At 67.1% G+C, this 22,092-nt stretch carries 19 protein-coding genes and 1 pseudogene; 13 read left to right on the top strand and 7 right to left on the bottom strand.

Going from position 1 to position 22,092, the window contains the following annotated elements; all coding sequences use genetic code 11:
- Nucleotides 1–81 precede the first annotated feature (81 nt).
- The 7 genes and pseudogenes from AB431_RS17290 to AB431_RS17260 all read left to right on the top strand — a co-directional run.
- Complete coding sequence (locus AB431_RS17290; protein ID WP_235435701.1) at nt 82–681, top strand: TetR-like C-terminal domain-containing protein; 600 nt, start codon at nt 82–84, stop codon at nt 679–681.
- 78 nt (nt 682–759) lie between these two features.
- A complete protein-coding gene (locus tag AB431_RS17285; RefSeq protein ID WP_200902775.1) occupies nt 760–2,253 on the top strand; it encodes an NAD(P)/FAD-dependent oxidoreductase in 1,494 nt (497 codons plus the stop codon).
- A gap of 185 nt (nt 2,254–2,438) precedes the next feature.
- Entirely contained in the window at nt 2,439–3,536 is a 1,098-nt protein-coding gene (locus tag AB431_RS17280; protein WP_047330967.1) for a ferredoxin reductase, read from the top strand.
- Between the two features lie 14 nt (nt 3,537–3,550).
- The gene (locus tag AB431_RS17275) at nt 3,551–4,939 is read left to right on the top strand and encodes an acyl-CoA desaturase (RefSeq protein ID WP_047330966.1); all 1,389 of its coding nucleotides are present in this window, start codon (nt 3,551–3,553) and stop codon (nt 4,937–4,939) included.
- Between the two features lie 169 nt (nt 4,940–5,108).
- Nucleotides 5,109–5,594: a MarR family winged helix-turn-helix transcriptional regulator gene (locus AB431_RS17270; protein ID WP_369802914.1), complete on the top strand. Its 486-nt coding sequence runs from the start codon at nt 5,109–5,111 to the stop codon at nt 5,592–5,594.
- A 64-nt stretch (nt 5,595–5,658) separates the two neighbouring features.
- The gene (locus AB431_RS17265) at nt 5,659–6,216 is read left to right on the top strand and encodes a hypothetical protein (RefSeq protein WP_047330964.1); all 558 of its coding nucleotides are present in this window, start codon (nt 5,659–5,661) and stop codon (nt 6,214–6,216) included.
- A 151-nt stretch (nt 6,217–6,367) separates the two neighbouring features.
- Nucleotides 6,368–7,405: pseudogene (locus AB431_RS17260) on the top strand (phosphatase PAP2 family protein); the annotation flags it as partial.
- On the opposite strand, the gene AB431_RS17255 reads toward AB431_RS17260, so the two are convergent.
- Entirely contained in the window at nt 7,391–8,170 is a 780-nt protein-coding gene (locus AB431_RS17255) for a hypothetical protein (RefSeq protein ID WP_047330963.1), read from the bottom strand. The pseudogene AB431_RS17260 and the gene AB431_RS17255 overlap by 15 nt on opposite strands.
- 89 nt (nt 8,171–8,259) lie before the next feature.
- On the opposite strand from AB431_RS17255, the gene AB431_RS17250 reads away from it, so the two are divergent.
- Entirely contained in the window at nt 8,260–9,570 is a 1,311-nt protein-coding gene (locus AB431_RS17250; RefSeq protein WP_047330962.1) for an NAD(P)/FAD-dependent oxidoreductase, read from the top strand.
- On the opposite strand, the gene AB431_RS17245 is transcribed toward AB431_RS17250, so the two are convergent.
- From AB431_RS17245 to AB431_RS17220, 6 genes are all read right to left on the bottom strand, one after another.
- Nucleotides 9,571–10,671: a PDR/VanB family oxidoreductase gene (locus AB431_RS17245; RefSeq protein ID WP_047330961.1), complete on the bottom strand. Its 1,101-nt coding sequence runs from the start codon at nt 10,669–10,671 to the stop codon at nt 9,571–9,573. It lies immediately after the preceding gene.
- On the bottom strand, nt 10,668–11,567 hold the full coding sequence (locus AB431_RS17240; RefSeq protein WP_047330960.1) for a metal-dependent hydrolase: 900 nt from the start codon (nt 11,565–11,567) through the stop codon (nt 10,668–10,670). The genes AB431_RS17245 and AB431_RS17240 overlap by 4 nt, the downstream gene beginning before the upstream one ends.
- A 52-nt stretch (nt 11,568–11,619) precedes the next feature.
- Nucleotides 11,620–12,033, bottom strand: coding sequence for a hypothetical protein (locus AB431_RS17235; RefSeq protein WP_047330959.1), 414 nt, complete (start codon nt 12,031–12,033; stop codon nt 11,620–11,622).
- 129 nt (nt 12,034–12,162) lie between these two features.
- Nucleotides 12,163–13,647: a cryptochrome/photolyase family protein gene (locus AB431_RS17230; RefSeq protein WP_047330958.1), complete on the bottom strand. Its 1,485-nt coding sequence runs from the start codon at nt 13,645–13,647 to the stop codon at nt 12,163–12,165.
- 10 nt (nt 13,648–13,657) lie between these two features.
- Complete coding sequence (locus tag AB431_RS17225; protein ID WP_047330957.1) at nt 13,658–15,097, bottom strand: serine/threonine-protein kinase; 1,440 nt, start codon at nt 15,095–15,097, stop codon at nt 13,658–13,660.
- Between the two features lie 9 nt (nt 15,098–15,106).
- Entirely contained in the window at nt 15,107–15,760 is a 654-nt protein-coding gene (locus tag AB431_RS17220; protein ID WP_047333520.1) for a TetR/AcrR family transcriptional regulator, read from the bottom strand.
- Nucleotides 15,761–15,980: 220 nt separating this feature from the next.
- On the opposite strand from AB431_RS17220, the gene AB431_RS17215 reads away from it, so the two are divergent.
- The 5 genes from AB431_RS17215 to AB431_RS17195 are packed head-to-tail and all read left to right on the top strand — an operon-like array spanning nt 15,981 to nt 22,090.
- Nucleotides 15,981–17,981, top strand: a complete 2,001-nt coding sequence (locus AB431_RS17215) for an ABC transporter ATP-binding protein (protein WP_047330956.1) — start codon at nt 15,981–15,983, stop codon at nt 17,979–17,981.
- Nucleotides 17,981–18,850 carry an ABC transporter permease gene (locus tag AB431_RS17210; protein ID WP_047330955.1) on the top strand — a complete coding sequence of 290 codons (870 nt, stop codon included), beginning with the start codon at nt 17,981–17,983 and terminating at the stop codon, nt 18,848–18,850. The genes AB431_RS17215 and AB431_RS17210 overlap by 1 nt, the downstream gene beginning before the upstream one ends.
- 11 nt (nt 18,851–18,861) lie before the next feature.
- Nucleotides 18,862–19,866 (top strand): ABC transporter permease, encoded by a 1,005-nt coding sequence (locus tag AB431_RS17205; protein ID WP_047330954.1) that lies wholly within the window; start codon nt 18,862–18,864, stop codon nt 19,864–19,866.
- 5 nt (nt 19,867–19,871) lie between these two features.
- Nucleotides 19,872–20,513, top strand: coding sequence for a cysteine hydrolase family protein (locus AB431_RS17200; protein WP_047330953.1), 642 nt, complete (start codon nt 19,872–19,874; stop codon nt 20,511–20,513).
- Nucleotides 20,510–22,090, top strand: coding sequence for an ABC transporter substrate-binding protein (locus AB431_RS17195; protein ID WP_047330952.1), 1,581 nt, complete (start codon nt 20,510–20,512; stop codon nt 22,088–22,090). The genes AB431_RS17200 and AB431_RS17195 overlap by 4 nt, the downstream gene beginning before the upstream one ends.
- Nucleotides 22,091–22,092: the final 2 nt, after the last annotated feature.

The following is a 22,092-nucleotide window of genomic DNA, read 5'->3' as shown; positions in this document are numbered from 1 at the left end:
AAGTCAACAGCACGATAACGACATCTACCCGCGCATTCGTCGTTTGGCGGCAAATCGAGGGGATAAGCTCAACCGGGAGGGATGGGAGGTCGACCGATCGGAAGTGACCCGCAGAACACCGATGCCGGCATCCCCGACGACGTCCGGCAAACGGTGATGACGGCCGCCTACGACGAGCTGACCCGGTGGGGTCTGGAGCGGTTCGACATTCCGACGATGTGTTCGCGGCACAAGATCGAGCCATCACTGGTCGCGAAGTATTGGGGAGACGGCAGCCGGCTCGCCCTCGAGGCGCTGCTGTACTGGAGTAACGACGTCCTCACCGCCCCGGACACCGGATCTCTGCGCACCGATCTGCAGGCCTTGGCCACGGTGGTGGCCGAGCAGGTCAACGACACCGTCGGCCGCAGCCTTCTGCGAGCGATGGTCGTCGACGACCGCGCCGCCTTTGCCGACGACACCCGGATGGCGTTTTGGATGAGACGATTCGCCAGTATCCGCGCGGTTTTCGATCGCGCCGCCGCGCGCGGCGAGCTGCGAGAGGGCGTCGACACGATCGCCGCGATGCAGCTCGTCCTCGCCCCGATCAACGTGCGCGCGCTATACACCCGGGAGCCGATCGCCGAGCACTACTGTGCCGCCATCGCCGACCTGGTCTGGCACGCCATCGCGAAGCGTTGAGGTAGTCCCGGCGAACAGCCCGCCCGGCGACGGTTAGCAGGGTCCGGGCGGTGGTACCTGACGACGGTGAGCGCAGCCGTGGACGTGGTGGTCGTCGGGTCCGGGCCGAACGGACTCGCGGCCGCCGTCATTGCCGCCGCCGCGGGCTTGTCGGTGCAGGTACTGGAATCCGAGTCGACCCCCGGCGGTGGTTGCCGCACCGAGCAGTTGGACCTCGGGGTGCCGCTGCTGCATGACGTGTGCTCGGCCGTGCATCCGATGGCGGTGGCTTCGCCGTTCTTCGAACGGTTCGATCTGCCTTCGCGCGGCGTCGAATTGCGGCACCCGTCGATCGCGTTCGCCCAACCGCTGCTCGGCGGCCGAGCCGCGGTGGCCTATCAAGATCTCAACCGCACGGTCGGCGAGTTGGCCGAGGACGGCGCCCAGGAAGGCCGGACCTATCGGCGGGTGATGGCCCCGCTCGTCGAGGGCTGGGCTGCAGTGCGCGATCTCGGGCTTTCCGACGTCCGCAGCCTGCCGGCCAGTGCGGTGCGGCCGTCGGGGCTGGCCGGGACGGCGGGGCTGGCGGCGCGGGCGTTGGAGTTGGGCACCCCGCTGTGGGATCGGCTGACCAGGGCGCCGCGCGCCGGTGCGCTGCTCACCGGCGTTTCCGCCCACGCCAATGTCGAGATCCCGTCGCTGGCCGGTGCGGCAACGGCGCTGCTACTCGGAACGTTGGCGCACAGCCACGGGTGGCCGATACCCACTGGCGGCAGCCAGTCGATCACCCGGGCACTGCTGACTGATCTGGCCGCGCGGGGCGTCGAGGTCGTCACCGATTGCCAGGTCACCGACTCCGCCCAGCTGCCGCCGGCGCGGGCGTACCTGTTCGACACGTCGCCGTGGACCCTGACGCAGGTGTTCGGTTCACGCCTGCCCGAGAGCTATCGATCAGCGCTCGGCCGGTTCACCCCCGGAAACGGGGTGGCCAAAGTCGACTTCGCACTGTCGGACCCGGTGCCGTGGACAGACCCGCGGCTGGCTGAGGCGGGCACCCTGCACATCGGTGGCAGTCGCGAGGAGATGAAGCAGGCGGAGAAGGACACCGCGGCAGGTCGGCACAGTGCGACCCCGATGACGCTGGCCAGCCAGCCCACCGTGGTGGATTCCAGCCGGCTCGGGCCCGGCGGAACGCGGCCGCTGTGGACGTACGCCCACGTGCCGAACAGTTCGACCCACGACATGACCGAGGTGGTGACCGCACACATCGAACGGTTCGCGCCCGGTTTCCGCGATGTCGTGATCGGTTCACGCTGCATCCCGGCCGCCGCGATGGCTGGGCACAACCCCAACTACGTCGGCGGCGACATCGCGGTGGGCACCGTGTCGATGTACCGCATTCTGGCGCGGCCGGTCCCGCGGTGGAACCCTTACCGCACGCCGTTGGGCAACGTGTACCTGTGCTCGGGGGCCACGCCACCGGGGCCCGGGGTACACGGGATGTGCGGCATGCACGCCGCCGCCCGAGTCCTGAGCGAGCAATTCGGCATTCGGGAGTTCCCCGACATCGGGCCGCAAAGCTTGATCGGCTGAAACAGTTGCCGTACGGCAATTAACTCAGCGTTCGGTGGGGATGTGCACCGCAGTCGGATCGAAGGATTACCGCGACGTACCTGTGAAAGACGGCTGAGCGGTTTCACATCTCGGCATCGGGGCAACACAGGCCGGGAGAGCTGCCTGTGGTGCCCATCACACCAGGCCGTGGGAGGGACGACGACATGGCTGAACGAGGTGCGCAGCCACCGGTTCCCCGGGGGCGCCGACTGTTCCTGCGGGCGGTGCGACATCTGTTCAGCCCGTTGCGCCCGGACGACTATCTGGAGATGGTGAATCCGCTATGGACCACCAGAGAGTTGCGGGGCCGCGTGGAACGCGTCGAACCGCAGGGTTCCGAAGCGGCAAGCGTCTTGATTCGGCCCAGCTACGAATGGCCGGGCCACAAGCCCGGTCAATATGTGCGCCTGGGTCTGGTCATCGACGGGCGCTATCACTGGCGGGCGTATTCGCTGACCTCCGATTCGCAGCCGGAAGACGGTCTGATCAGCGTCACGCCCAAGAAGGTCGACAGTGGCGTCGTATCGCCGTACCTCGTGCACAAGATTCAGCCGGGCGAGGTGGTGCGGCTCGGTGACATCGAAGGCGTGTTCACACTGCCCGAACCACTGCCGGCCAAGATGCTGTTCATCAGTGCGGGCAGTGGCATCACTCCCATCATCAGCATGCTCCGCAGCCTCGACCACCGCGACGAGCTTCACGATGTGGTGGTGCTGCACTCCGACCGGCACCGCGAACACGTGATGTTCCTGTCGGTGTTGGAAGACCTGGAGCGCCGGCACGACGGCGTGCGGCTCGATGTTCGGCTCACATCCGAACGCGGCAGATTCTCACCCGGCGAACTGGACCAGGTGTGCCCGGACTGGCGCGAACGAGAAGCGTTCTGCTCGGGTCCCGGCGAGCTACTCGACGGGCTCATCGAGTTCTGGCAGGACAACGGCGAACCCGAGCGGCTGCATTACGAACGGTTCCAGCCCAAGATCGGTGGCAATCCCGGCGACGGCAAGGGCGGGAAGGTGACGTTCCGCGACAGCGACGTCACTGTCGATTGCGGCAGTGGCACACCGATTTTGGAGGCCGGCGAACAAGCCGGAATCAACCTGGCGTTCGGCTGCCGCATCGGGATCTGCCACACCTGCGTGGGCACGGTGAAGTCAGGCAAGGTGCGCGACCTGCGCTCAGGTGAGGTCACCGAGCCGACCGACCAGGACGTGCGGATCTGCATCCATACCGCCGAGGGCGACGTGGAACTCGAATTGTGATCGGAAGGAAAATCATGACCACCACCGTCGGTAGCCCGTTTGCGCACCTGACCGATCGAGAGCTCGAAAAGCTCGCCAAGGAGTTCGACGCCATCCACGATGAGGTCTTTGCCGAACTCGGTGATCGCGATCGCCGTTACATCAAGTCCGTGATCACCGCGCAACGCCAAATCATCGTCGTCGGCCGGGTGTTACTGCTCGCCTCGCGGTCGAAGACTGCCTGGGTGCTCGGCACGGCGTGCCTGAGCATGGCGAAGATCCTGGAGAACATGGAACTGGGGCACAACATCCTGCACGGCCAGTGGGATTGGATGAACGACCCCGACGTCCACTCCTCGGTGTGGGACTGGGACACCGCGTCCACCGCGAAAGCCTGGAAGCACTCACACAACTACATCCATCACACCTATACAAACATCCGCGGAAAGGACCGCGATCTCGGTTACGAGATCATGCGCATCGACCCCAATCAGCCATGGCACCCGGTATGGCTGGCGCAGCCGCTGTTCAACTTCTTGCTGATGATGCTCTTCGAGTGGGGAGTCGCCGTGCACGACATCGATTTTCGTGCCGCGCAGCGCGGCGAGAAGCCGTGGTCTGAAGTTCGCTCCGAGTTGAAAGGCATCACCGGCAAGGCGCGCGCGCAGATCGTCAAGGACTACGTGGGCTGGCCGACCATCAGCGCGGGGGCGTTCGCGCTGACCCAGCTCGCTCTGCGCGGCCGGCTCGAACAACCGGCGCATTCGCGCATCGGCCGTCGGCTCCGTCAGCTGTCCGGCGGCCGCGGGAGTTCGGCGGCGACCTTCCTCGACCGGGTACTGCCCGGGGTGGAGAGCACGTTCCTGCGCACCCTGGGTGCCGACGCGCTGGCCAACGTGATCCGTAACGTGTGGTCGAACGCCATCATCTTCTGTGGGCATTTCCCCGATCAGACATACACGTTCAGTGAAGATGACGTTGCCGACGAGACCCGCGGGGGCTGGTACGTGCGGCAATTGGTCGGCGCGGCCAACATCGAAGGAAGCCCGCTGTTCCATCTCATCAGCGGCAATCTCGGCTACCAGGTGGAGCATCACCTGTACCCCGACATGCCGAGCAGCCGCTATTCCGAGATCGCCCCGAAGATCAAGGACATTTGCGAGCGCTACCAGTTGCCGTACAACTCGGGACCGTTCTCCAAACAGTGGTTGTCGGTACAGCGCACCATCATTCGGCTGTCGTTCCCCGGCGGCAAGCCACGCCCCAAGCCCGGGCCGTATCGCGGCGCCGGCGCCTCGTCGCCGACGGGACCCAGTGAGGCGCATCGTTTCCGCGAGCGGGTGCCCGCCGAGCATCCGGATGCCGGCCCAGAGCACGAATCGGGCGGTGTGGCCGTCCAGCCGCCACCCCGCGGAAACGACTGACGGCTGCTCACGCCAAGGATCCGTCGACTTCCCTGCACGGCACTAGGATTCGGCGAACTGGCGGTCGACCACCTGCGCTGCCCGAAATGGCCGGACCGCGTTCCGATACGGGTGAGGACCGGATTCCCGGCGCGCTGCTGGCACAATGCCAGGGGTGAGGAGGCAAGCTGTGCCTGAGGCAGATGAGGGGCCGTCGGCCGACGACATCGATGCGGTCCTGCGGGCCTCCCGCGCGCTGGTGGGTATCGCGGCCGCCTCGATAGCCGAGGTTTCCGAGGTCGTCACGGTTCCCCAGCTGCGAGTGCTGGTGATGATCGATACCCGCGGGCCGCTGAATCTTGCGTCGGTCGCCGCCGCACTGGAGATCAGTCCGTCCAACGCCAGCCGGATCTGTGATCGGCTGATCAAGGCAGGCTTCCTGGACCGTCAGGACTCGGCGGCCGACCGGCGCAACATCTCCCTGTCGCTCACTACCGACGGCAGGCAATTGGTTCGCAAGATGAACCGCCATCGCCGTCGTTCGATCACCCGAGTGCTGCGCGCAATGAGCGCCGACGAACGCGAATCGGTGGTCGCCGCGTTGGACGCCTTCGGCGTCGCCGCCGGCGAACCGGCCGACGACGCCGGGCTGCGCCTGGTCTGGCCCCCGGCCTGACACGACCGATTTGTTACCGGTCCGCGCTCTGGTGTCGACATCAGACGTGAGAACGTAGACCTCTATGCACACCCACAACTTCGTCACCTACGAGGAATTCGGTCGCCGGTTCTTCGAAATAGCGGTGACCGAGGAGCGAGTGGCTGCCGCGTTCGCCGAGATCGCCGGCGGCGAGTTCGAGATGGGCCCGATGGCTCAGGGGCCGGGCGGCCTGGCCAAGGTCACCGCCAAGGTGAAGATCCAGCAGCCGGTCGCCCGGCGCAGCGTCGGCGACACCATCACCTTCAACGTCCGCATCCCACTGCTGATCGAGCTGATCGTCGACCTGCGGGTGGACAAGCAACGATTCACCGTCGACGGTGACATCGCGCTGCGAGCGACTGCGCGGGCCGCCGAACCGCTCATACTGGTCATCGATGTCGCCAAGCCGCGGCCGTCCGACATCGCCGTGCACGTGACCTCGAAATCGGTGCGCGGCGAGATCCTGCGCATCGTGGCCGGCGTGGACACCGAGATCCGCCGGTTCGTCGCGGCCTACGTCGCCGATGAGATCGACAGCCCGGCGTCGCAGGACGCCAAGGTGATCGACGTCGCCGAGGCCGTCGCCTCGGCGTGGGACTGAGGAGATGCCGTCCGGCCGAACGCTGGCCCATGCCACCACCACGATGCCGGTCGGCCCACTGCAACCGGGTTAACCGCTTCCAAAGGTGGGCTGAACGCAATCTTGCCTAAAGCGGGTAATCCGTTGCGATGAACCGGTTGAGTGGGCTGCGATGACCGCGATCGACGTCGAGCCGCATGCGCCGCAGGACGATCCGGATGGTCGGACCGACCGGCTCATGCTTTTACGTCGCACCGCAATCGGAGTCTGGGCCGCGACGATCGTAATATGGACCGCCACAAGCGGTTTGGCGTTCAACCGCGAACTCGTCCTGCTCTACGTATGCACCGGTTTGCTGGCCGCCGGCATCGGCAGGCGCCGCCTGCTGGTGATCGTGCGGGACTGGCTGCCGTTCGCCCTGGTGTTGATCGTCTACGACTTGAGCAGGGGAGCGGCGGACCTGATCGGCGCGCCCACACAGTGGACGTGGCAGCCCGATCTGGACCGCCGCATGTTCGGCGCGATACCCACCGTCTGGCTGCAGGAACACCTCAAGATGCCGTCACCGCCGTGGTGGGAGGTGGTCATCAGCACGGTCTATATGTCGTTCTTCATCCTTCCGTACGTCGTAGCCGCCGTGCTGTGGCTGCGCGACCGGGCCGAGTGGAAGGCGTTCGTACGGCGCTTCGTGGTGTTGTCGTTCACGGCACTGGGGATCTACGCCGTGCTGCCCGCCGCGCCGCCCTGGGCAGCGGCGCGCTGCGACCCCGCCGATGTGGCAGGCGGGCCGTCGGCGCCGGCATGCATGTTCCGCCCGGTGCCGCTCCCCGACGGCGGCTTGCTGGGGCCCGTGACCACCCGGCACGCGGGCGCAGGGGATTTCGTCGAACGGATCTCGAGCCGGGGCTTTGGAATGCTGCACCTGGACGTGGCGCGGGCGCTGCTCGACGAGGGTCAGGCCAGCGTCAACCTGGTGGCGGCCATTCCGTCGCTGCATGCCGGACTGTCGGCGATGATCGCGGCGTTCCTGTGGGGCCGGGTGGGCCGCCGGTGGCAGCCGCTACTCGCCGGCTATGTGGTCATCATGGCGTTCGCCCTGGTGTACTCGGCCGAGCATTACGTCATCGACCTGCTGCTCGGCTGGATGCTGGCCCTCGTGACGTCGGTCGCCATCCGATGCTACGAACGCCGGCAGCTAGGCGCGGCGGGGCCACCCGGTGAAATTCAATGGCCGTCCGACGACGCTCAGCTGGGCCAGGACATCGTCGACGCGCGTCCCGGGCACCTCGGCGCGCCACTCCGGCAAGCCACCGGTCAGGTGTAGGGATCCGGGCCCCAACGACAGACTCGTCAGGGTCAGACCGCTGGCGAGTTCCGGCACTCGCACCGGATAGGCCGGCAGCCGAGGCGGCAACGCCCACCGGCGCCGCCGGGTTCGCAGCGCCCGCGGCCTCAGCCACAACGTGGAACCGTCCAAGGCCACATCGACCTCTATACTTCCCAGCCCCGGACGGCGGGCCCAGCGCAACCGGGCGATACCGTCGTCACCGACGTGCCCCGACAGACGCGGCAGCGCGTCGGAGAACACCGCGTCGAGCGCGTGCGTGGAGACCGCCATGGTCACCTCCACCGGCGCCGCCACCAGCACCGGCGGTACGCCAGGCTTCAGGTGAACATTGTGCAGCACTACCGTGGCGGCCTCGAAAAAGTGTGTGCCCCAATGAATATCGGTTGCGGCTATCCGCACATCGTTCAACTGGCCGACAGCCAGTCCGCGGACGTCGAGACGCGAATCGAATTCGGTGACGGTCAACGTGATGTCGCCGCCGTCGAGCCGCACCGTCATGGTCCGGCCCAGGACGAGCCGCTTGATGGTCATGAACACGGTTCGGTACGCCACCGCGGCCCCGGAACTCACCGGGAGAGCGGTCGCCGTTGACCACACCGAGGACAGCAGACCCAGCGAACGCGACATAGGGGTATCCATCCTGCTCGGTCGGCACGGCGGGGCGCAAGAGTCTTTGCGTACGTTTGTGATCCGGCCCCTCGGGTATAAATGACCCGATGACCTCCGTGGTGGTGGTGGGCAGCGGCTTCACCGGGTTCGAGTGTGCGCGCCGACTTCAGCGGCGACTTCGCCGACATGACGCCGACGTGCAGATCACCCTCATCTCGCCGATCGACTACATGCTCTACACGCCGCTGCTGCCCGACGTGGCCGGCGGACTGGTCGACGCCCGGTTCGTTTCGATTCCCCTGGCCGGCACGCTGCCCGGAGTCCGGGTTATCCGAGGCCGGGTGGAGAACGCCGATCTGACGAGGCACACGCTGGGATACACCGACCCCGAGGGCCGCACCCGGGAGTTGGCCTGGGATCGGCTGGTGCTCACCCCAGGTTCGGTGACGCGGCTGTTCGACATTCCCGGCCTGGCCACCTACGCCCGCGGGCTCAAATCGATCGCCGAGGCGCTGTACCTGCGCGACCACTTCCTCGAGCAGCTGGAACTGGCCAGCCTCGACGATGACCCCGCGGTGGCCACCGGCCGGCGCACGATCGTGGTGGTGGGTGCTTCGTATTCGGGCACCGAGCTGGTGGTCCAGCTGCGTGCTCTCGCCGACGCCGCCGCACGCCAGATGGCATTCGACCCCAACTCTGTGCGCTTCGTCCTGATGGACCTCGCCGAACAGGTGATGCCCGAGGTGGGGGAGAAACTCGGCAAGGCCGCCATGAAGGTACTGCACGACCGCGGCGTCGACGTGCGGCTGGGCCTGACGCTGAAGGAAGTGCACGCCGATCATGTTGTGCTCAGCGATGATTCACGGCTCGATACCCGAACGGTGGCGTGGGTGACGGGTGTGACCGCCGCGCCGCTGATCGAGACGCTGGGCCTGCCGACCGAGAAGGGCAGGTTGAAGGTCGGCGCGGACCTGCGGGTTCCCGGCCATCCCGACGTCTTCTCCGCAGGTGACGCCGCCGCCGTGCCCGACCTGACCCAACCGGGCACGATTACGCCACCCACCGCCCAGCATGCCGTGCGGCAAGGGAAAGCCTTGGCGCGCAATGTCGCTGCCAGCCTGGGGTTCGGCACGCCCAAGGACTACAAGCACCGCAACATGGGCCTGGTCGTCGACCTCGGGCCGGGTAAGGCCGTAGCCAACCCGCTCAACATCCAGGTCTCCGGTCTGCCGGCGAAGGCCGTCACCCGCGCCTACCACCTGTACGCGATTCCACGAGCCGTCAACCGCTGGGCTGTCGGGCTGGCGTACTTCACCGATCTCATCTTCCCGCGCACGCTGGTCTCGATGGGTCTCGCCAGTCAGGAAGACGCGAAGTTCGCCACGAGCGAGGGTATCCCGATGCTCAAGGCCGACTGACTACAGATCCAGTCTCAGATGGCCGCCTTCGGGCGCGCGCGACACGCAGGTAAGCATCATTCCGTCAGCGCGCTCCGGTTCGGTGAGCAGCGTATCCCGGTGCTGCACAACACCATCGAGCACCCGAGTGCGGCAGGTGCCGCAGAATCCCTGCCGGCAGGAGTACGGGGTGGCTACCTGTTCCCGCTGCAGGGCGGACAACAGGGTCTCGTGGCGATGTACCGACACGGTGGCGCCGGTGGAGGCAATGACCGCAGTGAACGTCGTGCCGTCGACCACCGGGGCGGCGGCGAACCGCTCGAAGTGCAATTCGACATCGTCGCGGCCGGCCAGGGCGGTGCGGATCGCGGTCAGCATCGGCGCGGGTCCACATGTGTAGACGGTCGTTCCGTCCGGGCAATCACCCAAAAGGTCTGCGGCGGTTGGTAGCCCGTGGACATCATCGGTGCGGACCTGCACGCGCTCGCCGAATCTGCGTACCTCGTCGAGGAACGGGATGGAGTCTTCGCTGCGGCCGGCGTAGATCATCGACCAGTCGACACCCAGGCGCTCGGCCAGGCCCAGCATGGGCAGGATCGGCGTGATGCCGATCCCGCCGGCGACGAACCGCAGCCGCTGCGTGGGCGAACCGTAGCCGGGGACGGTCAGTGGGAAGGCATTGCGCGGGCCGCCGCTGGTCACCGTCGCCCCGACCCCCAGGCCGTCGTGCACCTCGATCGAGCCGCCACCACCGTCGGGGATGCGGCGCACCGCAATCCGATAGCTGGTGATCAACGCGGGATCCCCGCACAGCGAGTACTGCCGGATCCGCCCGCTGGGCAGATGGATGTCCAGGTGCGCGCCGGGATGCCAGCCCGGCAGTGGGCGCCGGTCCGGGGCCGCCAGCGTCAGCGCAACGACGTTCTGGTCACGCGCGACGACCTGGCGGTCGACGACCTGCAGCGTGAGCGTGCGATCACGGTTCGCGGGGACCGCCGGGCGGCGTACCGCGCCGCTGATGGCCCACAGCGCCGTGATCGACACATCGGTGAGGCGCAGCAGCACATCGTGACGGGTGCGACCCGATGCACTCGGCGGCGCGGACCGCAGCCGCACTCTCACAGGTGCGCGGCGCGCGCGGCGCGCGAGCTCGCCAGGTAGGCCACCGCTTGCGCGGTGGACCCGACGTCCTCGGGGGAATAGTTCGGCCGGAAATAGGTCAGTGTGGTGGTACCGAACAGCGTGCGGTACTTGGGTAGCAGACCCAGCTTGGAATCTCTGGCCCGGAGCCGCTGCATCTGCCACCAGCTCATGTCCAGAGTCGGGTCGGTGCGACACAGGTACCACGAGCCGCGGTTGAAGAACCCGGCGATCAGGGTTACGGCCATGCCCATCGACCGGACCCGGTCCAGATAGCTGTCGTGGAAGTAGACGGCGACATCGTGTGCGACATTGCGGTGCTCGACCTCTTCACTGCCATGCCAGCGGAACACGTCGACCAGTGTGGGATCTGCGCCGTAGTCGTCCCAGGCGCAGTTCAGTGCGAAGTCGCCGAGCACCGCGGTGTAGTGCTCGATCGCCGCGATCAGCCACAGCCGGTCACACAGATGATTCAGCCGCTTTCGGGGATCAGACGAGGGGCTGGGTGAGAGCACCTGGCCGAAGACGTAGTCGAGCTGGCGCAGAATCGGCTCGGGATCCACGCCGCGGGCCACCATCAACTCCTGCAGCACCTGCTCGTGGGTGTCGGCGTGGGTGGCCTCCTGACCGATGAACCCCCGCATGTCCTCGGCGAGCCGGGGATCCTTCACCAGTGGCAACGCCTCGTTGTACGTGTCGACGAACCAGCGCTCGGCGACCGGAAGGACAACGTTGAGCAATCCCACCACATGCGAGGCGACCGGGTGGCCGGGAATCCAGTGCAACGGGGCTTCGGAGACGTTGAAGGCGACCTTGCGAGCCTGGATCTGCACCGGGCCCGGATCGACCTCGTGCTCGAAACGGCGTGGGCGCAGCATGGGCGAAACCTCCCGGCGGTGAATGCCGTGGAGTCTAGCGCCAGCGGGTCTGTCAGCCGACCTGAGTCGGCGTGACGATGACGGTCCCGGGGGCACCCGGAGTCGGGCGGGAACCACCGTCGGAGGGGATCTGCTGTGCGGGAGTCTGGCCCGGCCCGCTGGGCGCAGGCGCGTCGGGCTGAGCGGCCTTGGTGCAGTTCAGCATCAGTGACATCTTGCCGCTGGCCAGGTATTTCTGGCTCTGAACGACACACTTCGCCTGGGGCACGTCACTGCCCACGGAGCCGCCGAAGACTGTCTGGATACCTTGGGCGTGCAGGATTGCGACCGCCTTGTAATACGGTTCGCCGAGGATGTTCATCGTGCCGCCGGCGTTCGGGTCGGCGCTGCTGGACCCCATGTTGAGGGCGGCTACTGCTGAGCCTGCGGCAAGCGCGCCGGCGGCCACCATGATGAGCCTCTTCACTCCAACCTCCGTCTGTCTCCGGTCGAACATAGCCCAGGGAGCTTGGAGGTCGCTCTTCGAGCAGATCACACCAGCCTCTTGCGACGTCTATCGCCACAAGGGCAGGAGAACGTTTCAGCGCAGGCCCGACTAGAACGTGTCGCGGTGACGTTCTTGTTCGACGACGGCATCCAGGTCCGAGAGCCGCGACATCGACGACACCGCTCGCGCCGTGCGGCGGTTGCGCGCCAGCAATTCCTGATGGCGATGCACGAAGGCCCAATAACCGGCGGTGAACGGGCACGCGTCGGCTCCGAGACGGACCTTGGGGTCGAAGCGGCAGTCGCGGCAGTGGTCGCTCATCTTGTTCACGTACGCACCACCCGAGGTGTAGGGCTTGGTGGCCAGCATCCCGCCGTCGGCGTGCTGGCTCATGCCGATCACGTTCGTCGGCATCACCCACGCGAATCCGTCGACGAAGGCGGTCGCGAACCACTCGGTCAGCGCCCGCGGCTGGTAGCCGCGCTGCAGCGCGTGACTTCCCAGCACCATCAATCGCTGAATGTGGTGCGCCCATCCGCGGTCCCGCACCCCGCTCAACGCATGCCGCAGACACTCCGCGGTCACCGAGTCGGCATCGAGGTCGGTCCACCACGCCGGTAACGGCGTCTGGGCGGCCAACGCGTTCTCGCCCAGGTAATCGGGCCCGAAGTGCCAGTACAGGTGCCACATGTACTCCCGCCAGCCCAGGATCTGACGGATGAAACCCTCGGCCGCGGCCAGCGGCGCCGTGCCGTCCCGGTAGGCCTGCTCCGCGGCGTGTACCGCGTCCAGCGGATGCAGCACTCCGAGATTCAACGGCACCGACAGCAGCGAATGCGCCATGGCCCAGTCGTTGCTCATCATGGCGTCCTCGTAGCGGCCGAACAGCGGTAGCCGCCGGTCGATGAATCGTTTGAGCGCGCGTTGCGCCTCGATCGGAGTCACTGCGAACAGCCGCGGCCCGTCGACGCCGACGGTGTCGAGATCCATGGCGTCGAGGTCACGGCGCACCGACTCGTCGATGTCGTCTTCGCGTGGTCGGTACGGCGCGTCGACGTCGAGTCGTTCTTCGTTCTTCGGCGGTGATTCGCGATTCTCGGTGTCGAAGTTCCACCGGCCGCCTACCGGCTCGGCGCCATCCATCAGCACGCTGAACCGCCGGCGCTGCTCCCGGTAGAAATCCTCCATCCGGAACTTTCGGCGGTCCCCGGCCCACTGCCGGAATTCGGCGCGCGGCAGCGCGAATGTCGGGGTGGGCAGGATGTCGGCGACCAGGCCGTCGCGCTGAAGGCGCCGGACGAAGCGATCGGCGGCAAACGACGTCGGTTCGTGCACCAGCACCGGCCTGCCGTAATCGCGGAGCGCCTCGGCGTAGGTGTCGTTGCGAAGGAGGGTGGCGCGCTCCCCGAGCTCAGCCGCGGCGTGCCGCAACGCGGACAGCACCAGGTGCAGCTTCTGCCGGTGGTAACGGCGGCGCCGCAGTGTGGAAGCGGCCTCGACCAGGAGAACCGGGCGGTGCGCGTGCTCACCGCTGTACACCTGCGGGCCGAGCTGGTCGGCGAACAACCACAGCGGGGTGTCGTCGGCGCTCATCGCATAGGTCCTAGCCGCGGTTGCCGCGCAAAATCTCCTCGGCGCATCGCAATCTGGTGTGCCCCGTTTCCTGCATACATATCCGCACCGGGGACTCGTTCTCCGTCGGAGGTGGCGTCGTCGGCGACGACGTGATCACTGGATTGGGGATCGTGTCCTGGTGCACCGACCACAGGTAGCGATCGGTGTACTGCAGCTGCGTGCAGTAGGCGGTCGCACCGTCCGCTGTGGTACCGGTGGCGCCGGGCTCGCGGCAGTCTGAACCGATCACCGCGGTCGGGGTCGGCGCGACGGTGACGGTGTCGGTGGTCGCGCTGACCGATGGTGTCGTCGTCACCGGTGGCGGTGGCGGTGGCGGTGGCGCGACAGGAGTCGTGGACGACGTCGTCGTCGTGGAGGTGCGGACATCGTTTGCCGCGACGTCCTCACCGCGGTTGCGCCCGGCGATGAATGCGGCGGCAACACCGACGACGAGCAGCACCAGCAGCAGCGGGAGCAGGACCTTCAGCCACCGATTGTGCGACTGCGGTGGCGGCTCGGCGATCGGTGCGGCGTCGGTGATCGGGGTGAGCCGGGTGGCTTCGGGGTCGGTCAGGCCGTCACCGGACAGCGGTGTGGTGATGTGGTGGGACAGGGCGCGCGCGAAGTCCACGCAACGGTCGAAGCGCTCGGCGGGGTCTTTGGACAACGCCTTGCGCAATGCCGCGTCGAGGTTCGCGAGTTCCGGGCGGTGGTCGGCCAGGCTCGGTGGCAACGCCGACAGATGTTGGCTGATCACCACCGCGGGATTGGAATGCGGGAACGGCGGCGTGCCGGTGAGCAGGTGATAGGCGGTGGCGGCCAGTGCGTACTGGTCGGCCCGCCCGTCGAGATCGCGGCCCATCAGTTGTTCCGGCGCGGCATACGACACCGTGCCAACCGTCATATTGGTCTGCGTCAGCCCACTGGCATCGTTGTCCCAACGGGCAATACCAAAGTCCGCCAACACGATTCGTTCCTCGCCGGAGTCCAGTTTGGACACCAGGATGTTGGCGGGCTTGACGTCGCGGTGCAACAGGTGGCGTTGGTGTGCGTAGTCCAGCGCCTCGGCGACCGCGGTGACGATGTTGAGCACTTCGCGCTGCGGTAGGCCGTTGGGAAACTTCGTCAGCAGATCGGCGGCATCGTTGCCGTCGACATAATCCATGGCGATCCAGAGCTGACCCTCGAATTCGCCGCGATCGTGGACGCCGACGATGTGCGGGTGCCATAGCGTGGCGGCGATGTCGGCCTCACGCTCGAACCGGGCGCGATACTCGGCGTCGCTGCTGACCGAGGCGGGCAACACCTTGAGCGCGTCGTGGCGCGGCAACCGGGGATGCTGCGCCAGGTATACCTCGCCCATTCCGCCCGCGCCCAGCAGTCGCAGGATCGTGTAACCCGCGAAAGTCTCGCCTTCGGCCAGCGGCATGCGCTGATCCTACAAATGTCCCGCCTCAGCAGGTTCGGACGCGCGCAGCGCAGCAAGCTCGTCTTCACCGACACCGAGCACTCGAAGGCAGGCATCGGCAACGTGGCCGGCCAGTGTGGCCGGATCGGGGTGCGGTGGTGGTGTCCACATGTTCACCAGGGACTCGACCAGGCGGAAGGGCAGGTCGGCCGCGTCTTCGGCGATGCCGGTCGCCGCCAGAACGGTGCGGCTCAGGTCGAGGTAGGACAGCCGTAGTCGCTCACGTTCGGTCCAGAACGCGGCCAGCCGGGCCTCGCGGAGCTCGGGCAATAGATAAAGCGCGCCCAGGTTCCATCGCGACGTCAGCAGCTGGGCGCCGTCGAAGGCGGCCAGGGCGTGCAGGGTGCGGGCCGCCGAATCCTGTTCCAGTTCGGCGAGGAAGGCCAGGGTCGGGGTGACGGTCTGATGCAAAAGCGCCGACAGCAGCTCGTCCTTGGTCTTGAAGTAGTGATACAGCGAGGCCTGCCGAATACCCACCGCCTCGGCGATGGCCCGGGTGGAGGTGCTGGCATAGCCGCGAGTGGTGAACAGCTCGGCGGCAGCATCGAGGATCTCGTCCCGGGCGGTCGTGCCGGGCCTGCGGCGCTCGGTCAAGCGCGGGCGGCCCGCCCGCGTTGTCTCCATGGATCCGATGTTGACCCACATCACCTGCGAAAAGACAGACCCGGGCCGTTTCTGTCACACGACAGAAACGCGCGATACGTATCGGTTACGCGCCGTCTTGGTTTGGTTACGCCAGCGACACCCACCGTGACGGGAGGCCCGCAAAACTGTCAATCGACAGGCTGATGGCTCAGCGGTGAGCGCATCTTCGTGGACCCTTCTGACCCTCGGGAGACCCTGCATGGCGAGCGCCGCAAGTGTTGCGCTACGACCTGACGCCCCGGCGACGACGCCGCGCGGCGACGTGGTGGCGGCAGTGGACGATCTGTGTGTCACGTTCCGCCGCAACGGCAGGGACGTGCATGCGCTACGAGGTGTGTCGCTACGGATCACACCCGGCGAAATCGTCGGCCTGGTCGGCGAATCCGGCTCGGGCAAGAGCGTGCTCGGTTTCAGCATGCTCGGTCTGCTCGGTGCGGCGAAGACCGTTGGCAGCGTTGCGGTCTGCGGCACCGACATGCTCACCGGCGCCGCCAAAGAATTGCGAAAGGTCCGGCGGCTCGACCTCGGAGCGGTGTTCCAGGACCCGATGACCTCGCTCAACCCCACCATGCGGATCGGCAAGCAGGTGGAAGAGGTGGCCGGCAGCCGCGAGGCGGCGCTGAAACTGCTTACTGCGGTTGGCATTCCGGACCCCGAGCGGCGGATGCGGGCGTACCCGCACGAACTGTCTGGTGGCCTGCGCCAGCGGGTGATGATCGCGATCGCCGTCGCCGGCGACCCCGAGCTGATCATCGCCGACGAACCGACCACCGCCCTCGACGTCACGGTGCAGGCACAGGTGCTGGCTCTGCTGCAGCGGCTGCGTGCCGAGATCGGCTGCAGCATTGTGCTGATCACCCACGACCTCGGCGTCGCCGCCCAGATCGCCGATCGCATCGCCGTGCTCTACGCCGGGCGGATCGCCGAGATCGGGCCAACCGCAGATGTTCTCGCTACTCCGGCGCACCCGTACACCCACGGCCTGCTGCAATCACGCCTGACCCTGGACACCGCCCGCGATCGTCCACTGGCGGCGATGGCGGGCCAGGTGCCCAGCGCAAGCGCGCCGCTGCCCGGCTGCCCCTTCGTCCCGCGGTGTGCGCTGGCCCGGCCGGAATGCTCGGCGACACCACCGGATCCGGTATTGGTCGCCACCGACCGGGTCAGTGCCTGCATCGTCGAGCCCGCGCAGATGCGGACAGAACTGGCCGATGTGATCGCGGCCGAGGCTGACGTTTTCGCCGATCGGGTCGAGATCTGCGTTGATCAGCCGCCCGCTGTCGATGCCCGCGCCATCACCAAGACGTTCACGGTGCGCCGCCGGCGGCTCGACCGTTCCGGAGCGTCGGGAGGCAAACTGCAGGCGCTTCGCGGCGTGTCGCTGACCGTCGCGCAGGGCGAATCGGTGGCACTGGTGGGGGAGAGCGGCTCGGGCAAGTCGACCCTGCTGAGGACCATCGCCGGGCTGGAGAAGCCGACCACCGGTGAGGTCGAGCTGGCCGGCAGCCGGCGCCCGCAGATGGTCTTTCAGGACGCCGGCGCCTCGCTGACGCCCTGGCTTTCGGTCGGTGAGCTGATCGGGGAGCGGCTGCGCGAGACGTCGATGTCGCGGGCTGAGCGCAAGGACGCCGTCGCCGCGGTGCTCGAGCGGGTGGGGCTGCCCTTGGATGTGGTCAAATCGCGGGCCGCGCAGCTGTCCGGTGGTCAGCGGCAACGGGTTTCGCTGGCACGGGCCACCGTCATCCCGCCGCAGGTGCTGCTCTGCGACGAGCCGACCAGCGCGCTGGACGTGTCGCTCGCGGCTTCGGTGCTCAACCTGATCGGGGAGTTGCGCCGCACCCTCGACATGTCGGTGGTGTTCGTGACGCACGACCTGTCGGTGGCGCGGGTGGTGGCCGACCGCATCGCGGTGATGTACCTGGGCCGGATCGTCGAGATCGGGCCCGCCGAAGACGTCATCGGCCGGCCGACCCATCCCTACACCCAGGCGCTGGTCGACGCGATTCCCGATCTGGGCCGCGATTGCCGGGTGCTGGCCGGCGAACCCGCCAGCCCCCTGTCGCCGCCGACCGGATGCGCCTTCCATCCGAGGTGCCCCATCGCAGTCGACACCTGTAGCGACATCGAACTCGACGTGCGCCTGGAAGGAATCCCCGGAAGTCCGCACCAGGTCGCCTGTATCGAACGGAAGGCGCGCTGATGGCCATCGCGATACCCGCCCCCGCGCTCCTGCGCAGCCGCGAGAAGCGGATGGCGGCTCTGCCGGGAGACCGTGCTCTGATGCTGAATTGGCTTGGCGTATCGCTGATCCTGGTGGTGACCGTGATCGCCGTCGCCGTACCGCTGCTGGCCCCGCACGACCCGCTCGTCCCGGTCGGCATGCCGCTGCAGGCGCCCGGCAAGAACGGGTTCCTGCTCGGCACCGACAGTGTCGGCCGCGACATCCTGAGCCGGGTGCTCTTCGGCGTGCGATCGAGCTGGTTCGCCGCGCTGGTGGTGGTCGGGGTCGGGCTGCTCATCGGAGGCCTCGTCGGGCTGATCGCCGGGGCGGTCGGCGGGTGGGTCGACGCGACGTTGATGCGCATCACCGACGGCTTCCTGTCGCTGCCCGCACCGGTTCTCGCGATCGCCGTGGTCGCCGCGCTCGGACCCGGCTTCGTCCACACCCTGATCGCGGTGTCGATCGTCTGGTGGCCCTTCTACGCCAGGCTGATTCGTGGTGAGATCGCCCGGCTGGCCGCCCGACCGCACGTCGAGGCCGCACGGCTGGCCGGCGTCGGACCCATCCGGGTCGCGGTACGCCACCTGTTGCCCGGCGCGGTGCCCAACGCACTGGTGGCCGCGAGCCTCGACCTCGGCACGCTGATCCTGACCCTGGCGGCGCTGTCGTTCCTGGGGCTCGGGCAGTCCGCCCCGGCCCCGGAGCTGGGTGCTGACGCCGCCCGCAACCTGAGCTACTTCCTGCAGCAGTGGTGGGTTCCGGTGATGCCCGGTCTGGGCGTCCTGGTCCTGGCTGTGATCGGCAACATCGCCGGTGACAGCCTGCGCAACCTGATGAAGACAAGCTAGGAGGCCCGCAGTTGAAGACGTTCATCGCCTCGCGGCTGGCGGCCACGCTGGTGATCCTGGTCGCGCTGACTGCAGTGATGTTTGTGCTGCAACACATTTCGCCGCTGGATCCGGTCAAGGCGCAGATGGGCGCGCAGGCCTCGGCCTCGGCGGTGGCCGCGCGCCGGGAAGCACTTGGCCTCAACGACCCGATCGTCACCCAGTTCTGGCACTACCTGACCGGGGCCGTGCAGGGCGACCTCGGAACGTCGTACCGAACCCGGCACGCCGTCGCATCCGATCTCGGCAGCTTCTTTCCGGCGACCCTCGAACTGGCGATCTACGGCATCGGCATCGCTTTGGTGCTGGCGGTCTTGCTGGCCTTCAGCACGACATTGAAGTGGCGTGGTTCAGCGGTGCTGCGTGGGGTGCTGTTCACCGGCGCATCGGCGCCGATGTTCCTCCTCGGGATTCTCGGGCTGATCGTCTTCTATCAGCATCTGGGATGGGTACCGGCCAACGGCCGCACCGCGATCGGCAACCCGCCGACCGGACCCACCGGACTGCTGACCGTCGACGGGTTGATCAGCGGGCGCTTCGACGTCGTCACTGACGCGCTGCACCACCTGATCCTGCCGGCACTGGTTCTCGCCCTGGGACCGGCGGTGGCGATCGGACGGGTGCTGCGCTCGAGCCTGCTGACCGACATGGACAGCGACTACGTGCGGACCGCGCGGGCAAAAGGACTGTCGGAGACCCGAATTGTGGCCGGACACGTGCTCCGCAACTGTGTGGGTTCGGCCTTGTCGATGACCGGACTTCAGGTCGGGCTGATGTTTGCCGGCGTGCTGGTGATCGAGCAGGTCTTCGGCTGGCCGGGCATCGGTCAGTACATCGCGCAGAGCATTCCGGTCGCCGACTTCCCGGCGATCGCCGGCGTGACGCTGATGCTCGGTGCACTCTACGTCTTCATCAACACGGTCGTGGATCTTCTTCAGGCCGCCGCAGACCCCCGCATCGCAGTCACAGGAGGATAAGTTAGGTGCCGAAACAGCCACTGATCGTGGGCAATCCCGTCCTGGTCGTCGTCGACATGCAGGAAAGCGGCGACATGCCCGCCGCCGAGGTGGGCATCGAACACATGCCCGGCTACGACGACCGGATCGAGCTGGCCGAACGGTTGATCGCCGCCGCGCGTGCTTCGGGGATCCCCATCGTGTTCTTCCAGGAAGTGCACCGGCCCAGCGGCGTCGACTTCGGCCGCGAGCTCGACGGCAACGAGGGTGAGCACTGCGTCGAAGGCAGGGCGGGCACGCCCCTGCACCCGAGGCTGTTGCCCGATCTGGACGGCCCCAACCACGAGTTCCATATCGTCAAACGCCGCTACTCCGGTTTCATCGGAACAGAATTCGAGATCGTGCTCTCCGGGCTGAAGGCCGACACGCTGATTCTGATCGGCGGCCTGACCGACGTGTGCGTGCACTATACGTTCGCCGATGCCCATCAGCGGGACTTCTACGTCCGGGTGGTGACCGACTGCGTCGGCGGTTCGTCGGTGTACCGGCACGAGGCCGCACTGGACGCCATGGAATACCTGCAAGCCGGTGCAACGCGCACCGGAGCCGAAATCATCGCCGCCTTCGAGGAACTCGGGGCACCCGTCCTGGAAGGAGCTGCTCGATGAAGAAACTGACCACGCTGCTCGCGATTGGCGCGACAGCCGCACTGACCCTGACCGCCTGCGGCGGGTCGAATTCGGGCGGCGGCAGCACTCCCAACGCGGCGCCGACCGACAAGGTGCTGAAGCTGTCGTTCCTGCAGGATCCGGGCCAGCCACCGGACCCCGACATCTACTACGCCGGCCAGGGCCTGCTGCTGACCACCAATACGTATGAGGGTCTGCTGCAATACAAGGGCGGCACCGACAAGCCCGAGTTGCAGCCGCTGCTGGCCACCGAGTGGACGGCCTCGCCCGACAACAAGGTCTTCACGTTCAAGCTGCGTCAGGGCGTGAAGTTCCACGACGGCACCCCGTTCACGTCCGCCGCCGTCAAGGCCTCCTTCGACAGGCGCGCAGCGGTGAACCAGGGACCCGCGTACATGGTCTCCGACATCGAGTCGGTTGCCACTCAAGGCGATTACGACGTCACCGTCACGCTGAAGGCACCCAACTCGGCGTTCCTGGACTACCTGGCGTGCCCGTACGGACCGCGCATGCTCAGCCCGGAGGGCCTGCAGAAGAACGCGGGCAGCGACCACGCACAGGGGTATCTCACCACCCACGACTTGGGCACCGGCCCCTACACGCTGACCGCCGCCGAGGTCGGCTCGAAGTACCAACTGACCGCCTACCCGGACTACTGGGGCACGAAGCCGTACTTCGAGAAGGTGGAGCTGCCGGTCATCACCGATGTCTCGGCACAGCAGCTGCAGTTCAACAACGGCCAGCTCGCGGCGATACTGCATGACCTCCCGTCGTCTGCGGTGCAGTCCTACCTGGACAACAAGTCGTTCGCGAACTATTCGCTACCGACCATGATGTCGAACTTCGTGTACATCAATCCCAAAAAAGGCATGATGACCGACGCCAGGAACCGCAATGCCGTGATGCAGGCCATCGACGTCGACGAGCTGGTCAAGCAGACCTACTTCGGTCGCGGCAAGAAGGCCGAGCAGATCTACCCGCCGAACGTGATGGCCGCCGAGTACGGCAAGCAGTCGGTGACCCATGATCCGTCCGTGCTGACTCAGGTCGCGTCGGGCCTGCCCGCCGACCAGAAGGCCGTCACCATCGGCTATGACTCGTCCAATCCCGACAATCAGTTGATCAGCAACCTGATTCAGACGCAGCTGGCAGCCGCCGGGCTGACTGCCAAGGTCCAGGCGTATCCGACGTCGGAGATCTATGGCTGGGTCGGCGGCGACGGACAGGCGGCACCGGAGATCATGACCTACCTCGGTTGGCCGGACGCGCCGTCGCCCTACACCTGGGGCCACATCTCCTGGGATGCCGACGGCGGCCTGAACTTCTTCGGGTGCTCGGCACCGCCCATCGCCGAGGCGCTGGCCAAGGGCCTGCCGACCGGCTCGGCCGCGGACTTCTCCACGGCCGGAGAGGAAGCGGTGAAGACGGGTTGCTGGCTGAACGTCGCCGATGTCAACGATTTCATGGTGGCCCAGCCGTGGCTCAAGGGCGTCGAGCAGGCCCATGTGGTGACCGACCCGAACACGCTGCGTCTGGCGGCGCTGTCGGCGGGCTGACG

The organism is Mycobacterium sp. EPa45 (genome assembly GCF_001021385.1).
GTDB lineage: Bacteria > Actinomycetota > Actinomycetes > Mycobacteriales > Mycobacteriaceae > Mycobacterium.
This window is presented reverse-complemented; position numbering and strand designations above follow the sequence as displayed.

Bases quoted from the DNA above. Each gene is read 5' to 3' on its own strand.
- AB431_RS17275 (WP_047330966.1), top strand. From the start codon at position 3,551: ATGACCACCACCGTCGGTAGCCCGTTTGCGCACCTGACCGATCGAGAG.
- AB431_RS17240 (WP_047330960.1), bottom strand. From the start codon at position 11,567: ATGCTGCGCCCACGCCGTTTCGAGCACGAGGTCGATCCGGGCCCGGTG.
- AB431_RS17230 (WP_047330958.1), bottom strand. From the start codon at position 13,647: ATGAGCGCCGACGACACCCCGCTGTGGTTGTTCGCCGACCAGCTCGGC.
- AB431_RS17225 (WP_047330957.1), bottom strand. From the start codon at position 15,097: ATGCCGCTGGCCGAAGGCGAGACTTTCGCGGGTTACACGATCCTGCGA.
- AB431_RS17280 (WP_047330967.1), top strand. From the start codon at position 2,439: ATGGCTGAACGAGGTGCGCAGCCACCGGTTCCCCGGGGGCGCCGACTG.
- AB431_RS17290 (WP_235435701.1), top strand. From the start codon at position 82: ATGGGAGGTCGACCGATCGGAAGTGACCCGCAGAACACCGATGCCGGC.
- AB431_RS17215 (WP_047330956.1), top strand. From the start codon at position 15,981: ATGGCGAGCGCCGCAAGTGTTGCGCTACGACCTGACGCCCCGGCGACG.
- AB431_RS17265 (WP_047330964.1), top strand. From the start codon at position 5,659: ATGCACACCCACAACTTCGTCACCTACGAGGAATTCGGTCGCCGGTTC.
- AB431_RS17220 (WP_047333520.1), bottom strand. From the start codon at position 15,760: ATGGAGACAACGCGGGCGGGCCGCCCGCGCTTGACCGAGCGCCGCAGG.
- AB431_RS17255 (WP_047330963.1), bottom strand. From the start codon at position 8,170: ATGTCGCGTTCGCTGGGTCTGCTGTCCTCGGTGTGGTCAACGGCGACC.
- AB431_RS17250 (WP_047330962.1), top strand. From the start codon at position 8,260: ATGACCTCCGTGGTGGTGGTGGGCAGCGGCTTCACCGGGTTCGAGTGT.
- AB431_RS17210 (WP_047330955.1), top strand. From the start codon at position 17,981: ATGGCCATCGCGATACCCGCCCCCGCGCTCCTGCGCAGCCGCGAGAAG.
- AB431_RS17195 (WP_047330952.1), top strand. From the start codon at position 20,510: ATGAAGAAACTGACCACGCTGCTCGCGATTGGCGCGACAGCCGCACTG.